Origin of the sequence: Marinobacter sp. MBR-99, assembly GCF_040547575.1 — a bacterium.
GTDB lineage: Bacteria > Pseudomonadota > Gammaproteobacteria > Pseudomonadales > Oleiphilaceae > Marinobacter.
Window position 1 is genome coordinate 119416 of record NZ_JBEPPY010000006.1, and the last position, 15129, is coordinate 134544.

Below are 15129 nucleotides of genomic sequence, written 5' to 3' on the forward strand. Positions count from 1 at the left end.
GTCAGCTTTGTCAAATAGCGGCAGCCACCTCGGTACCCTGCCGGATGGCGCGCTTGGCATCCAGCTCTTCCGCCAGATCGGCGCCGCCGATCAGGTGCGCTTTGACTCCCCCCTGCGTAAGCTGATCAAACAACTCACGATAGGACTCCTGGCCCGCACAGATAATCACATTATCCACCGGCAGCACTTTGGTCTCTCCGGCTTTGCCATCCTTGTCTGTCAGGGTGATATGCAAGCCCTGGTCATCAATCCGGTCGTAACGGCACCCTCTGAGCATTTCAACATCCCGGTGTTTGAGGCTGCTCCGGTGCACCCAACCTGAGGTTTTGCCAAGGCCGCCGCCCACTTTTCCGGTTTTGCGTTGCATCAGGTAGATCTTGCGGGGTGACGCCGTTGGCTCCCGCTCCGCCAGGCCGCCCGGGCCCTCAAACGCGGGGTTCACACCCCATTCGGCCTGCCAGTCGGCCACACTCACCTGCTCGCCTTCGGGTTGTTTGCCGAAGTCGTGGGTCAGGAACTCGCTGACATCAAAACCGATACCCCCGGCGCCGATCACCGCAACACTCTTGCCCACCGGCTTGTTGTGGCGCAGCACGTCGAGATAACCCAGCACTTTCGGATGGTCAATGCCGTCGATCTTTGGTGTCCGGGGTTTCACGCCGGTGGCGACGATGACATCGTCAAAGCCTTGCTCAATAAGGTCTGAGGCCTCCACGCGGGTTTCAAGTTTAAGATCAATCTCCAGCAACTGGATCTGGCGCTGGAAATAACGCAGGGTCTCGTAAAACTCTTCCTTACCCGGTATGCGCTTGGCGTAGTTGAACTGACCACCAATCTTGTCGTCGGCTTCAAACAGAGTCACCTTGTGGCCACGCTTGGCAGCGGTGGTTGCCGCCGCCAGGCCCGCCGGCCCGGCACCGACCACGGCCACCCGCCGCACCACCGGGGCAACGGTAAGCACCAGTTCGGTTTCGTAACAGGCCCGTGGGTTCACCAGGCAAGATGCACGCTTGGCCTGGAACACATGGTCCAGGCAGGCCTGGTTGCAGGCGATACAGGTGTTGATTTCATCGCTACGCCCCTGCTCTGCCTTGCGTACAAATTCGCTGTCGGCCAGCAACGGGCGAGCCATGGACACCATGTCCGCCTTGCCGGCAGCAAGGATCTCTTCGCCTTTCTCGGGCGTGTTGATGCGGTTGGTGGTGCACACCGGAATGTCCACCTCGCCGTAGAACTTGGCGGTAACATCGGCAAAGCCACCGCGGGGCACCGAAGTCACGATGGTGGGAACCCGGGCCTCGTGCCAGCCGATGCCGGTATTGATGATGGTGGCACCGGCCTGTTCGATGGCTTTGCCAAGCGTCACTATCTGATCCCAGGTCTGGCCGCCTTCCACCAGATCCAGCATGGACAGCCGGTAGATGATGATGAACTCCGGCCCCACAGCCTCACGCATACGACGCACGATTTCCACCGGCAAGCGCATACGGTTCTCGTAGGGCCCGCCCCACTTGTCCGTTCGTTTGTTGGTCCGCTCACACAGAAACTGGTTGATGAAGTAGCCTTCGGAGCCCATCACTTCAACGCCGTCATAGCCAGCGAACTTGGCCAGCTTCGCCGCGCTGACGAAATCGTTGATCTGCCGCTCAACGCCTTTGGTCGACAGGGCACGGGCCTTGAACGGGCTGATCGGCGCCTTGGTTGCCGAGGCGGACACAATCAGCGGCTGATAACCATACCGGCCAGCGTGCAGTAACTGGAGGCAAATCTTCCCGCCCGCTTCATGCACTGCTCCGGTCACATGACGATGCAACAAGGCTGTTGCACGGTTATTCATGGTTGACGACAAAGGCGCAAGTTGGCCAACCAGGTTGGGCGAAAAGCCTCCCGTTACCATAAGGCCAACGCCACCCTCGGCGCGTTCTGCAAAATACCGGGCAAACTTGTGAATATTCCAGAAACGGTCTTCCAACCCGGTGTGCATGGAACCCATGAGCACACGATTTTTCAGCTCGGTGAAGCCAAGGTCGAGCGGTTTCAGCAAGTTAGGGTAATTCGCAGTCATGATACAGGTCGCCAGAGTGTGATGAATGAACGCTGACTGAGATTAGCACACCCTCTACGACCAAGGTATTACCCGGCGGGAACCTTCTGCTTTATTTACCGTCAGACGGCACCGGTTGCGGAGCACGGTTTACCTTGCCTTTGATCAATCTGTCAGATAGTCTTTCTGGCACCTATAAAGGGCTAAACCATAGATATTCCCTATCAATGAATATCCTGCACCCCGGTGTCGGCATATCGCCGCGGTGCCCAAATGGAGCTTTGACGCACATGCTGTTAGCTGTGTTATCCGGCTTTTTGCTGGCAATTGCCGCCCCTTTCCTACACCGGGTTGCGGGCAAATACATTGGGTGGGTGCTGGCACTTTTGCCGGCAAGCCTTGCGGTCTACTTCAGCACCTTTCTTTCTCAGGTTCAGGATGGACCGGTGCTGCTGGAGTATCAGTGGCTGCCAGGCCTCGATATCTCCCTGAACTTTCTTGTTGATGGTCTCTCGCTGACGTTTGCCTTACTGATCAGCGGTATCGGTACCTTTATCCTGATCTATGCCGGTTCTTACCTTGCCGGCCACAAGTATCTGGCCCGCTTCTATGTGATCATGCTGTCGTTCATGGCATCGATGCTCGGGCTGGTGCTCTCGGATAACCTGATTACCTTGTTTGTGTTCTGGGAGCTGACCAGCATCACCTCTTACATGCTGATTGGCTTCAACCACGAAGATCTGGATGCCCGAAAGTGTGCATTGCAGGGTCTGTTTGTGACCGTGGCCGGCGGCCTGGCGCTGATGGCCGGACTGATCATGCTGGCCATAATGACTGGCAGCTATTCCCTCGCGGAAATCCTGGCATCCAGTGAGCCGCTGCATCAGCATGTTTTCTACACGGGTGCCGTGCTGTGCATACTCGCGGGCACCTTTACCAAATCGGCGCAGGTGCCCTTCCATTTCTGGCTGCCAAATGCCATGGCGGCGCCGACTCCGGTCTCCGCTTTCCTGCACTCCGCCACCATGGTCAAGGCCGGCGTTTATTTGATGGCACGCCTGAATCCCTCCCTGGGTGAAGGTGAGCTATGGAGCCTGATGCTGATGGGCTTCGGCGCTGCCACCATGTTTACCGGTGCCTGGCTGGCCTTCGGTAGCACTGGCATCAAAAAGATTCTGGCCTATTCAACCGTAATGGCACTTGGCACTTTGACCATGCTGATCGGTGTGGGCACCGAGCTGGCGATGACTGCCTTTATCTGTTTCCTGGTGGCCCACTCGCTCTACAAAGGCGCATTGTTCATGCTCGCCGGTGCCCTCGATCATGAAACCGGCACCAAAGACATCACGCTGATGGGCGGCCTGCGCAAGTCCATGCCCGCCACCGCAACCATTGCCGCATTTGCTGCGCTGTCCCTCGCAGGCTTACCCCCGCTGTTCGGGTTTATTGCCAAAGAACTGATGCTGGAAGCCCTGATTGACGCACCGGTTTGGAGCGGTGTGTTGCTGTTTATTACGGTTGCGTCCGCCATGCTGATTGTTGGTGTGGCCGGGCTCGTTGCCATCAAACCCTTCTTTGGTGCCCAGGGTGAAACGCCGAAAACCCCTCACGAGGCGCCGTTTGGCATGCTTATCGGCCCGGCGGTGCTGACCATCATCGCCCTGGTTTTCGGCTTGTTGCCGTTTATTCCGGAGAATGCGCTGCTAACCGCGGCGGTCGCTTCGGTTTACGGCAGCCCGGTGGATTTCTATCTGGCGCTCTGGCACGGCATCAACGCACCGCTGATGCTCTCCGCAGCCAGCCTGATCGTTGGTCTGCTGCTGTTCAAGGCCTGGCCGCGCATTCAGCCAACGCTGTATGCCATCAATTACGCAGGTGGTCGTGTTGGCCCGGAGGCAGGTTACTTCAAGTTCATGGAGTGGATTACCGTGGTGGCCAGCTGGCAGACGCGAATGCTGCAAAACGGCGTACTAGGCATCTACATGCTGGTGATGGTTGCTGTCACCTTTGGTCTGGCGGGCTATACGATGCTGGATCACTACGGGCTGCACTTCGCCCTGAATCTGGCGGACAGCCATTTCTATGAATGGGGTATAGCCCTGCTCCTGGTGGCCTCTGCCGTGTTTGCCAGCGGCACCCACTCCCGCCTCGGTTCCGTGGCTTCGATGGGGGTTCTGGGCTTCGGTGTAGCACTCACGTTTATCCTGTTCAGCGCACCAGACCTCGGGATCACCCAGCTATTGGTGGAAACCCTGACCGTTATCCTGCTGGTTCTGGTGCTGTTCAAGCTACCAGAATTCGTCAACCTGTCTTCGCCTTTCCAGCGTTATCGGGATCTGGCCGTGGCGGTCTTCGGCGGCGTTGTCATGACCCTGATGATTCTGGCGGTACTGGACATTCAGTACTTCGAGTCCATCTCATCCTATTATGTTGAAAACAGTGCCACGCTGGCCTACGGCCGGAACATCGTGAACGTGATTCTGGTGGACTTCCGGGCCCTGGATACCCTGGGCGAAATCTTCGTACTGGCACTGGCGGCCCTGGGCGTGTTCTCCATGCTGAAACTGAAAGCGGAGGATCAGCACAAGCCATGAAATCCAACACCATGATTCTGCATACCGCGGCCTTGCTGATCATGCCGCTGCAGCTGATGTTCTCGATTTTCCTGCTATTCCGGGGCCATGATGAACCCGGTGGCGGTTTCATCGGCGGGCTGGTTGCCTCTGGTGCTTTCGTGCTCTACGCCTTTGCCTTTGGCGCCGAGGCCACTCGCCGGATTCTGCGGGTTGGCCCCCGCGATCTGCTGGCAGCAGGCCTACTGATGGGACTGGCATCCACACTGCCGGCGTTTTTCTCTGGCCAACCCATGCTGACAGCCCACTGGTGGGAAGTACCGTTGCCCGGCGATGCCTACCTGAAGCTGTCCACGCCGCTGATTTTTGATATCGGCGTCTATCTTGCCGTTCTTGGCACCATCATGACCTTTGTGGTTGGCCTGATGGAGTCCGAAGAATGACCTTTTCCCAAGAGCAGAATACCGGAGGATCTCTATGGAGAGCCTGATGGCGTACGTGGTGGGCATCATGTTCACCGCGGCCTTTTACATGATGCTCAGGCGGTCCATCGTCAAGCTGGTCATCGGCTTGATGATACTCAGTAATGCCGCCAACCTGCTGATCTTTGTTGTTTCCGGCATGACCCGTGGCGCGCCGCCTCTGATTGCGGAAGGTGCCAGTGCCCCGGCAGGCATGATTGCAGACCCGTTGCCCCAGGCCCTGATCCTGACTGCAATCGTGATTGCCTTTGGTGTGTTGGCCTTCGCCGTGGTTCTTATCCGCCGAGCTTACGAAGTGGTTGGAACCGATGACCTGGACCAGATGAAGGATACGGACACTTGAGCCCGGAAATCATTCTTCCTGTATTTATTCCCCTGACGGCTGGCGCCCTGTCGCTGGCACTGTGGCGGTCGATTCGCTATCAGCGCATTCTGGGTGTGCTGGCCAATATCCTGTTGCTGTGGAGTGGCATCTGGCTACTGATGTCCACCACCGACCAGGGCTTTGTGACCATGGAAATGGGCAGTTGGCCGGCACCGTTCAGTATTGTGTTTGTGGCCGATGTTCTGGCGGCCATCATGATCGTACTGACCGGGATTATCGGTTTGGCCATCGCCATCTACTCGCTGGCGTCAACGCCCAGGGGCCATGAAAAGTTCGGCTACTACCCGCTGATGCACCTGTTGCTGGCCGGCGTGGCTGGCTCTTTCCTGACCGGCGACATCTTTAACCTGTTTGTCTGGTTTGAGGTGATGCTGCTGGCCTCCTTCGCCCTGCTGACCCTTGGCGGTGAGCGAGCGCAAATGGAAGGGGCCATCAAGTACGTCACCCTCAACCTGTTCTCGTCTGCGATTTTCCTGTCTGCGGTAGGCCTGCTCTACGGCATGGTCGGCACCCTGAACATGGCGGATATCGCCCAGAAGGTCAGCCAGGTGGAAGACACCGGCATGCTAACGGTGGTTGCCATGATGTTCATGGTGTCGTTTGGCGTAAAAGCGGCGGCGTTCCCGCTGTTTTTCTGGCTGCCAGCGTCTTACCACACACCCCAGGTAGCGGTTTCAGCGCTGTTTGCCGGCCTGCTCACCAAGGTGGGCGTGTATGCCCTGTTCAGGATGTTCACTCTGGTTTTCACCCAGGACGTCGATTACACCCACAACATCCTGCTTTGGGCCGCCACCCTGACCATGCTGACCGGTGTTCTGGGCGCGGCAGCACAGTTCGAATTCCGACGCATCCTGTCGTTCCACATCGTCAGCCAGATTGGCTACATGATGCTTGGCCTGGCCTTGTTCACCCCGCTGGCCATCATCGGCGGTGTGTTCTACATCATGCACCACATCATCGTGAAGACGAACCTGTTCCTGGTCAGCGGCTTTACCTATCGCCTGCTGGGTAGCTATGAACTGAAAGACCTGGGCGGTGTTTACAAGTACCGCCCGCTGCTAGCGGTGCTGTTCCTGATCCCGGCCCTCTCTCTGGCGGGCATTCCACCGCTGTCAGGTTTCTTTGCCAAGTTTGTGGTGATTCGCGCCGCACTGGAGGCAGAAGCCTACCTGGTCACCTTTGTGGCCCTGCTGGTTGGCCTGTTGACGCTCTACTCAATGATCAAGATCTGGGCGGAGGTGTTCTGGAAGAAGGTACCAGACCACGTCAGGAATACCGAAGAGCTCAAGGGCAAGCTGAACGAAAAACACGCCTGGGCCTACTATCTGCCAATGGTTGGCCTGGCCATCTGCACCCTGATTATCGGCCTGTATGGCCAGCCAATCTATGAGCTGGCAGAGATGTCTGCCGAGCAGCTGATGAACCCGCAGCTCTACATCGAAGCGGTGTTGGGAGGTGATCAGCCATGATCGGATTTTTCTGGAACGTTTGCCTGGCACTGGCCTGGGTAGCCCTGAGCGGTTCGTTCACCGCCTGGAATCTGTTTGCGGGCCTGTTCTTCGGTTACCTGGCGTTGATGGTGCTGCAGAAGCATGTTCCCGCGCTGAAGGGTTATTCCCGGCGACTACCGAGACTGATTTCCTTTTCCCTGTTTTTCATCAAGGAGCTGGTCAAGGCCAACTTCCGGGTGGCGTACGACGTAGCCACCCCCGTCTGGTACATGAAGCCCGGCGTTATTGCCTTTGAGATGGAAGCACACACCGACGCGGAAATCATGTTCCTGAGCAGTTTTATCTCGCTGACCCCCGGCACCCTGAGCCTGGACGTCTCCGATGATCGGCGAGTGCTCTATATTCACGCCATGTTCCTGCAGGACGAGGAGCAGTTGCGCAAGGATCTCAAGGAACTTGAGTTCCGGATTCTCAAGATCATGCGCTGAGGAGCCCAAACGTGCTGGATGTTGTTATCAATATTGTCTATTTCATGCTGTCGGTGGCCCTTCTGTTCGGGTTTATCCGGTTGATTAAAGGGCCATCATTGCCCGACAGGGTGGTTTCTCTGGAACTGATCGCCTCTATCGTGGTCGGTTACGTAGGGGTGCACGCCATCGATACCGGCGTGCCCAGCCTTCTGGATGTTGCCATTGTTATTGCCCTGACAGCGTTCCTGACGGCCGTTGGTTTTGCCCGGTTCCTGGAGCGAGGAGGACCCAAAAGTGAGTGAACTGATAGTTGCCATATTGCTCCTGACGGGTGCCAGCTTCATGATTCTGGCTTCTGTGGGCATCCTCCGGCTTCCGGACCTGCCCACCCGAATGCACGCGTCGACAAAGGCCGGTGCCATGGGTGCCATGATGACCATGGCCGGTGTGGCGGTGTATTTCGCGGATGTGGTGGTGTTTACACGGGCGTTCGCGATTGTGATTTTTATCCTGATCACCGCGCCGATTGCCGCCCATGTGATTGGCCGGGCAGGCTACTTCCTGGGCACACCACTTTGGGAAGGCACCGTGAAGGATGAACTCAAAGATAACTACGACGACAAAACCCACAAGCTGTACAGCGGCTTTGAACCCGCTCCGGAAAGCGTGATCCCGCCCAAGCACGAAAAGCGCAGCGAGGATGACGAAGACTGAACAAACAAGAACAACCATCCAACAAGACGTCGAAGAGGTGTAGACCATGGCACAAACCCGCATTCTCCCCGCGGCCGACAACGCTTATCAGTACCCCCTTCTGATCAAACGGCTTCTGCTGTCTGGCCCCCGCTATAACCCGGACCAGGAAATCGTTTACGCCAACCGCAGCAAGTACACCTATACCGACCTGGTAGAGCGCATCCACAAACTCGCCAACGCCCTGACAGACGCGGGCGTAAAGCCCGGCGACACCGTTGCCGTCATGGACTGGGATACCCCACGGTACCTGGAATGTTTCTTCGCGATTCCGATGATCGGTGCCATTCTGCACACGGTTAATGTGCGCCTGTCACCGGAACAGATTGTTTACACCATGAACCACGCGGAAGACGATGTGGTGCTGGTACATGACGACTTCATGCCGATCATCGAAGGCGTGAAAGACGAAATCAAAACCGTCAAAACCTGGATCCAGGTCACCGACGAAGCCAGCGCCAAGGCCACCTCTATCGACACGCTGGGCGAATACGAAGAGCTGCTGGCAAAGGCCGACAACCAGTTCGACTTCCCGGACTTTGACGAAAACAGCGTAGCCACTACCTTCTACACCACCGGCACCACCGGTAATCCCAAAGGCGTTTACTTCAGCCACCGCCAGCTGGTACTCCACACCCTGGCCATGACCGGCAGCATTTCCGCCTACGATGAAATGCCCCTGCTGCGCTCGTCTTCCGTGTATATGCCGGTTACCCCCATGTTCCACGTTCACGCCTGGGGTGTGCCCTATGCTGCCACCATGCTGGGGGTCAAACAGGTTTATCCGGGCCGCTACGAGCCGGAGCTGCTGGTCGACCTGATCAAGACTCACCGGGTAACCATGTCGCACTGCGTGCCAACCGTCATGCAGATGATGATGGCCACCGAGTCCATCAAAACTGCCGACCTCAGCAACTGGCATGTCCTCATCGGCGGCAGCGCACTGACCAAGGGCCTGTGCGACGCGGCGGCGAGGCTCGGCATTCACATGTACACCGGTTACGGCATGTCGGAAACCTGCCCGCTGCTGAGCACCACGCACCTGAAGCCGGAAGACCTGGACCTGCCGCTGGAACAGCAAACCGCCATCCGGGTGAAAACCGGTATCGCCGTGCCCATGGTCGAGCTGGAAATTGTCGATCCGGATGGCAACCCGGTGCCCCACGACGGCGAAGCCAAGGGCGAAGTGGTTACCCGTGCGCCCTGGCTCACCCAGAGCTACTTCAAGGAGCCCGAGAAGGGCGAAGAGCTGTGGCAAGGTGGCTGGCTGCACACTGGCGACGTGGCGTCCATGGAGCCGGATAACACACTGACCATCAAAGACCGCATCAAGGATGTGATCAAGACCGGTGGCGAGTGGCTGTCCTCCCTGGACCTGGAAAACCTGATCAGCCAGCATCCGGCCGTTGCCGGTGCCGCCGTGGTGGGTGTGCCGGACGAGAAATGGGGCGAACGGCCGCATGCCCTGGTGACACTCAAACCCGGTGAGCAGGCCGGCGTCGAGGACATCCAGAGCCACCTGAAACAGTTCGTGGAGAGCGGCGAGATCAACAAATGGGCAATCCCGGAGCAAATTGATTTCGTGGAGGATATCCCCAAGACCAGTGTTGGCAAAATCAACAAGAAGTTGATTCGAGACCAGCTCAAGGACTGACCACCTCCGATCTAAAAAAACCGGCCACTGCCATGCAGTCGCCGGTTTTTTTCTGTGCCCGGAAATCAGAGCCCGGAGAACGTGAAGTCAACCTCGGGTTTACGCCCTGCCATAATGTCTGCCAATGCCGCTGCGGAACCACAGGAGTGAGTCCAGCCCAGGGTGCCATGACCGGTGTTCAGGTACAGATTGGCGAAATGGCTTTTCCCGATATAGGGCACGTTCGAAGGCGTTGCTGGCCGCAGGCCAGTCCAGAACTCGGATTTATCCCAGTATGCCGCGTCCGGCATCAGTTCCGCTGATCTTCGCACGATAGCCCGGCACCGAGTGTAGTTCAGATCCCGGGTATAGCCATTGAGTTCAGCCGTACCAGCCACCCGTATCCTGTCCCCCAGTCGCGAATAGACCAGTTTGTACTCGTCATCGGTCAAACTGACATTGAACGCCGCGTCCGGGTTCTTGACCGGCACGGTGATTGAGTAGCCCTTGGCGGGGTAAATGTTCAGGAATAGCCCCAGTTTGCGGGCCAGGATGGCACTGAAGCTGCCGAGACTCAGCACATAGCTGTCCGCGCGCAGTATCTGATGCTTGCCTTCGTTGAGAACCTGCACGCCCAGAATACGGTCACCGGCGCGATCAAAATCCAACACCTCGGTCCCGTACACAAACGTTACGCCGGCCTCCTCACAACGCTTTGCCAACGCCTGGGTGAAGGCCCGGGCATCACCACTTTCATCATCGGCAGTGTATGTGGCTCCGGCAATTCGATGGCGTACTGGCTGTAATGCTGGTTCAATCTGCACCGCCTGCTCCGCATCGATCACCTGTCGGTCACAGCCAAGCTCACGCATGATCCGGGCTGGCTCCATGGCCGCATCAAATTCTGCAGGGTTGGTGTAAAAATGAAGGATACCTTTCTCGAGGTGGTCGTATTCGATACCCACATCTCTGCGCAGGGCCTGCAGGCAATTCCGGCTGTAGGTACCCAGATTTACCATCTGGCGAATGTTATGGGCCGCCTTGGCCGACGTGCACTGGGTCAGGAAAGACAAGGCCCAGCGCCATTGGTAAGGGTCCAGTCGGGGGCGGAACAACAGAGGCGCATCCGGCTGAAACAGCCACTTCAGCACCTTGACAGGCGCCGAGGGATTGGCCCAGGGCTCGGCATGAGAGACAGAAATCTGGCCACCATTGGCATAACTGGTTTCCAGGCCTGACTGGCTCTGACGGTCGACTACCGTTACCTGATGGCCCTGCTGGTGCAGATACCAGGCCGAGGTAACTCCTACGACACCGGCCCCTAGAACCAGTACATGCATGCGCGCCTCCTCTGAATCGTTGTCTGTAGTGAAATCTCAGCCTCCGGATTTTTTTACCGTCCATCCTTTCTGCTGAAGCAAGGGCACGAGAATATCCCGTTGATCTCCCTGAATTTCCACCACACCGTCCTTCACTGTACCACCTGTGCCGCATTTGGCTTTTAGCACTTTGGCGTAGGCCTTCAGGTCTTTGTCATCCATCGGGATACCGGTAATCAGAGTGACTCCCTTACCTTTTCGCCCTTTGGTTTCCCGGCTGACCCGAACAACTCCGTCACCCGACGGCCGTTCCGGCTGCCCGCAGGTGCAATCCGCGACAGGGTTCCGACACTCCGGGCACATACGCCCCTGCTCTGTGGAGAAAACCAGGCCGCCTTCCCGCTTTTTCATTCCCATACACCAGCCTCTGCCTGTTGATCAGTTCAGGCCGGGAGGGTATTTGGAAAACATTTCCGAGACAACCTCGTCAATCAACTTGCGCCGGGTTTCCGGTGACTGGTTCTCGTTCAGGTAACGGCGGCTCGCAGCACGCCAGACCACCTCTGAGGAACGTCTATCAGCCAGTTCGACAACCAGCTTGCCCTCGGTGATTTCCCGAACCGGTGGCGGAGCCGATACGCCCCAGCCAAAGTTGCCTCGACCAAAACCGAAGCCGAGCCCTACACCCACTTGCTCCAGGCGCTCTTCCGGAACGATCTGCCAGGTAACCAGCAGATCAGCCTCCGTATCAGGAACCCGCTTCATTGCCTTGCGGGTCATTTCGCGCTCTATCGCGGCACGAACCCGACTGTCATCCAGCGACGTGAAGCCGGAATCCTGTTGTCCCGGTGCGTATGCCCAACTGGTGAAGTTTCCGAACACGGTCGCCGAGTTGTAGTCGGTAACCACGTTGCTGGCGCAGCCGGCCATAAACGCAGCCATCACCGCTATGATAAGAACTCGCATGGTTTTTCTCCTGCGTTAAATACCCATAATTCACAGTATACGCCCCACCGGGCACTTTCAGTTTGCCACCGGGTTCAGGTTTCCAAACGGTAATCCATCTTCTGCGCATCACAGAACGCTGCAAGCTCACCCGCCCGGATTTCAGGGACCGACACCAACGCATTGACCCGGTCACTGTACCGAATCGACTCAATGTGGCCTTCATGGCCTTCGCACCAGTGCCTAAGTGGCTGTTCGTCGGCAAAACCCAGAACCACCTCTGCCTGCACCCGGGACTGCTGTATGGTCCGCCCCACCTCCGACAACACACTCTCCGCCGCGCCGGCGTAGGCGCGAACCAGACCGCCCGCACCCAGCTTGATGCCCCCGAAGTAGCGGACAACGATCACCAGTACGTCCCCCATGTCCTTGTGCTGGATCACGTTCAGTATGGGCTTGCCGGCCGTACCGGAGGGTTCGCCATCATCATTCATGGCGGCTTCTGCCGCCGAACCGGGCCGGCCAATCTGGTAAGCCCAGCACACATGGCGGGCATCCGGGTAGTCCTGATGGGCACGAGCAACATGTTCCCTGACCTCATCACGGGAGCTTACCGGATACACCCGGGCGATGAAGCGGCTCTTCTTCACTTCCGTTTCTCGCTCAAGGTATCCTGAGGGTACAGGGTAATCTTTACTCATGGAGCAACCTATGACCTCCGAAGATAACGATCAAAACAGTCCTGGCACCGCTGCCCCGGCAAAAATACGCAAAGCGGCCTGCGGCATTCGCTTTGATGAGGACGAGCTGCAAGAAGGCATCGACTTCTCAGCCGCTGAACGCCTTAAACCCGAAGACGACGCTGAACTGGAAATCGCCGACAAGCCAAAACCTGAAAAAAAGCACTCAACCACCGATAAAAACCGGTAGCCGGATGGTTACCTGCAAACCGCCCTCCGGACGGTTGCGGGCCGAGATCGTGCCATCGTGAGCGTTAACAATGTCCCGGGCAATTGCCAGCCCCAGGCCCCAGCCTTTACCGCCCCGGGACTTGTCAGCCCGGAAAAACGGCTCGAACAACTGCTGTAACAGCTCGTCTGGTGCGCCGGGACCATCATCCGCAATCTCCAGCTGGATGCTGCCATCCACCAAAGCCAATGATGCGTGCACGGATTTTCCCGGTGGCGTGTGGTCCAGCGCATTCTGCAATACGTTATCCAAGGCTCGCTGCAACAACCCCGAATCGCCAAGCACTGACACCGCCCTGGCGTCATCGGCCGCGATCAGTTTACAGTCCACCCCCCGGTGTTCCGCGTAATCGGCCGCATCCCGCAATACCCGGTTCATCAGCGAAAGGGGTTTCACCGGCTCACGCTCCATCGAACCACCGTTCTCGGACACCCGGTAAAGCGTCAGAATCTGCCCGGTCATGGTTTCCAGCCGCTCGTTCTGGCGCAGGATGCTGTCCATGAGTGCGGGATCAGCGCCGCCGTCACTGGCAAGCTCAATGGCAACCCGCTGTCGGGCCAGCGGCGTTCTCAGGTCATGGGAAATATCACGCAACAGGTGATTCTGGCGTTCCAGTAACTGACACAGCCGATCGGTCATGGCGTTAAACGCACTGGCCAGCTGACCGACTTCGTCCCTGCGGCGGGCAATCCTGTTCGGAACCCGCAACTGGGTGTCGCCATCCGCGATTGCCTTTGCCGTCGACTCCATGTGGCGCAGAGGCCTGGAAACAAATCGGGCAATCCACCAGCAAGCCAGAGAGATCAGCACAAAGGCCAGACCAAGCTCGACAAACCGGAAGAATTTAGGGTCTAGCCAGCCATCACTGCCCATCCGCGGCCAGGCGACCAGTTGATAGCCTTCTTCCAAAGTGATTACCGCAGGCTTGTTGGGATACCAGCCCGACTGGATGCGTTCCCGAATCTGGGGTGGCAATCGGTGATGCCCCTCTTCTTTTTCGATCAGCATCAGGTGCAGGTCAAGGCGCTCGCCTTCGGCTCTCAGAAAACGCCACATCGCCCCGCGATCTTCTCCCAAGCGCAGGGCCAGGGCTTCCCGGGCCAGCTCATGCAATCCTACCTGGCGCTCAATGGCCTGGCGTTCCCGGTCCAGCAGATACCGGGTTGCGAGATTGCTGGCCACCACGGTAACCGCCATGGCGAGCCAGATTGACAGGAAAATACGCCAGAACAAGGGGAACATAAAACGCTTCATACAGCAGGCACCCGGTAGCTGTAACCCAGGCCTCGTACGGTTTCGATTCGAGGAGGATCATCATTGCCGAGCTTCTTGCGCAGGTTGCTGATGTGCATATCCAAAGTACGATCGTAGGCTTCCAGCCTGCGGCCAAGCGCCCACTGCATCAGGTCGGTTTTACGCACCACACTGCCGGCGTGGGCCAGCAACACCTGAAGCACTTCGTATTCGGTCGCTGTCAGTTCCAGGGGCGCATCATCCTGATATATTCGCCGTTGGCCGGGCTCAACCCGCAGGTCCCCGTAGGTGCGGGTGGCGTCCACATCGGATTTCTGGTCCCAGGCGATCCGGCGCAACAGCGCCTGCAAACGGGCAACCAGTTCGCGGGGGTTGCAGGGTTTCGGGATGTAATCATCGGCGCCCACCTCAAAACCGACAATACGGTCGGTCTCGTCGCCCCGGGCGGTCAGCAGAATCACCGGCAGGTGGGTTTGCCCACGCAGCTCGCGCAGTACATCCAGGCCATTGATGTCTGGCAACATGATATCCAGAACCACAATATCGCAATCCTGCCCCAGGGCCAGCGCCAGGCCATCCCGGCCATTGGCCGCTTCCCGTACAGTGAACCCCTGATTGGTCAGGTATCTGGCCAGCAGTTCTCTCAGCTCGTCATCGTCTTCGATCAACAATACCCGGTTCTGCATGCTGTTCTCTCTTCTGTTGTCCGGCCACAGTCTAGCACGGCCGCCAGAGGGTTCTGATCTACCACGTTTTTTCTTTACCGAACCTTTACAACGACCTGACACCACCTGACACGGGCTAGGCTTACCATGGCAGTCATCCGAGACCGCCTGACAGGCAAAACCGAA

General features: G+C 57.8%; 16 protein-coding genes. 9 read left to right on the forward strand and 7 right to left on the reverse strand.

The features are described from left to right. Positions 1–10: 10 nt before the first annotated feature. Entirely contained in the window at positions 11–2065 is a 2055-nt protein-coding gene (locus ABIE59_RS06925; RefSeq protein ID WP_354445519.1) for an FAD-dependent oxidoreductase, read from the reverse strand. 269 nt (positions 2066–2334) lie between these two features. Here ABIE59_RS06925 and ABIE59_RS06930 point away from each other — a divergent pair, with 269 nt between their 5' ends. Genes ABIE59_RS06930 through ABIE59_RS06965 form a run of 8 tightly spaced genes read left to right on the forward strand, consistent with a single transcriptional unit; the run spans position 2335 to position 9812 of the window. Continuing rightward, the gene (locus tag ABIE59_RS06930) at positions 2335–4638 is read left to right on the forward strand and encodes a putative monovalent cation/H+ antiporter subunit A (protein ID WP_354445521.1); all 2304 of its coding nucleotides are present in this window, start codon (positions 2335–2337) and stop codon (positions 4636–4638) included. Further along, on the forward strand, positions 4635–5060 hold the full coding sequence (locus tag ABIE59_RS06935; RefSeq protein WP_058092147.1) for a Na+/H+ antiporter subunit B: 426 nt from the start codon (positions 4635–4637) through the stop codon (positions 5058–5060). The genes ABIE59_RS06930 and ABIE59_RS06935 overlap by 4 nt, the downstream gene beginning before the upstream one ends. Positions 5061–5094: 34 nt before the next feature. After that, the gene (locus tag ABIE59_RS06940) at positions 5095–5442 is read left to right on the forward strand and encodes a Na+/H+ antiporter subunit C (RefSeq protein ID WP_058092148.1); all 348 of its coding nucleotides are present in this window, start codon (positions 5095–5097) and stop codon (positions 5440–5442) included. Then, entirely contained in the window at positions 5439–6953 is a 1515-nt protein-coding gene (locus tag ABIE59_RS06945) for a Na+/H+ antiporter subunit D (RefSeq protein ID WP_354445524.1), read from the forward strand. Before ABIE59_RS06940 ends, ABIE59_RS06945 begins: the two co-directional genes overlap by 4 nt. Further along, entirely contained in the window at positions 6950–7423 is a 474-nt protein-coding gene (locus ABIE59_RS06950; RefSeq protein ID WP_061333096.1) for a Na+/H+ antiporter subunit E, read from the forward strand. Before ABIE59_RS06945 ends, ABIE59_RS06950 begins: the two co-directional genes overlap by 4 nt. 11 nt (positions 7424–7434) lie before the next feature. Next, entirely contained in the window at positions 7435–7707 is a 273-nt protein-coding gene (locus ABIE59_RS06955; protein ID WP_058092151.1) for an MrpF/PhaF family protein, read from the forward strand. Continuing rightward, positions 7700–8119, forward strand: a complete 420-nt coding sequence (gene mnhG / locus ABIE59_RS06960; RefSeq protein WP_072676620.1) for a monovalent cation/H(+) antiporter subunit G — start codon at positions 7700–7702, stop codon at positions 8117–8119. The genes ABIE59_RS06955 and mnhG overlap by 8 nt, the downstream gene beginning before the upstream one ends. 46 nt (positions 8120–8165) lie before the next feature. Beyond that, complete coding sequence (locus ABIE59_RS06965; protein ID WP_354445527.1) at positions 8166–9812, forward strand: fatty acid--CoA ligase; 1647 nt, start codon at positions 8166–8168, stop codon at positions 9810–9812. A 65-nt stretch (positions 9813–9877) separates the two neighbouring features. Here ABIE59_RS06965 and ABIE59_RS06970 read toward each other — a convergent pair whose 3' ends face one another. The 4 genes from ABIE59_RS06970 to ABIE59_RS06985 all read right to left on the reverse strand — a co-directional run bounded on the left by ABIE59_RS06970 (position 9878) and on the right by ABIE59_RS06985 (position 12756). Further along, complete coding sequence (locus tag ABIE59_RS06970) at positions 9878–11131, reverse strand: D-amino acid dehydrogenase (RefSeq protein WP_354445529.1); 1254 nt, start codon at positions 11129–11131, stop codon at positions 9878–9880. 36 nt (positions 11132–11167) lie between these two features. Then, positions 11168–11527, reverse strand: coding sequence for a translation initiation factor Sui1 (locus tag ABIE59_RS06975; protein ID WP_061333092.1), 360 nt, complete (start codon positions 11525–11527; stop codon positions 11168–11170). Between the two features lie 21 nt (positions 11528–11548). Next, entirely contained in the window at positions 11549–12076 is a 528-nt protein-coding gene (locus ABIE59_RS06980; protein ID WP_354445531.1) for a DUF4136 domain-containing protein, read from the reverse strand. 74 nt (positions 12077–12150) lie between these two features. Then, the gene (locus tag ABIE59_RS06985) at positions 12151–12756 is read right to left on the reverse strand and encodes a YigZ family protein (RefSeq protein ID WP_342630895.1); all 606 of its coding nucleotides are present in this window, start codon (positions 12754–12756) and stop codon (positions 12151–12153) included. 10 nt (positions 12757–12766) lie between these two features. Here ABIE59_RS06985 and ABIE59_RS06990 point away from each other — a divergent pair, with 10 nt between their 5' ends. After that, positions 12767–12985 (forward strand): hypothetical protein, encoded by a 219-nt coding sequence (locus ABIE59_RS06990; RefSeq protein WP_354445534.1) that lies wholly within the window; start codon positions 12767–12769, stop codon positions 12983–12985. Here ABIE59_RS06990 and ABIE59_RS06995 read toward each other — a convergent pair. Beyond that, on the reverse strand, positions 12962–14278 hold the full coding sequence (locus ABIE59_RS06995) for a sensor histidine kinase (RefSeq protein ID WP_354445536.1): 1317 nt from the start codon (positions 14276–14278) through the stop codon (positions 12962–12964). The two genes, ABIE59_RS06990 and ABIE59_RS06995, sit on opposite strands and share 24 nt — an antisense overlap. After that, the gene (locus ABIE59_RS07000; RefSeq protein ID WP_354445538.1) at positions 14275–14964 is read right to left on the reverse strand and encodes a response regulator transcription factor; all 690 of its coding nucleotides are present in this window, start codon (positions 14962–14964) and stop codon (positions 14275–14277) included. The genes ABIE59_RS06995 and ABIE59_RS07000 overlap by 4 nt, the downstream gene beginning before the upstream one ends. Between the last annotated feature and the right edge of the window lie 165 nt (positions 14965–15129).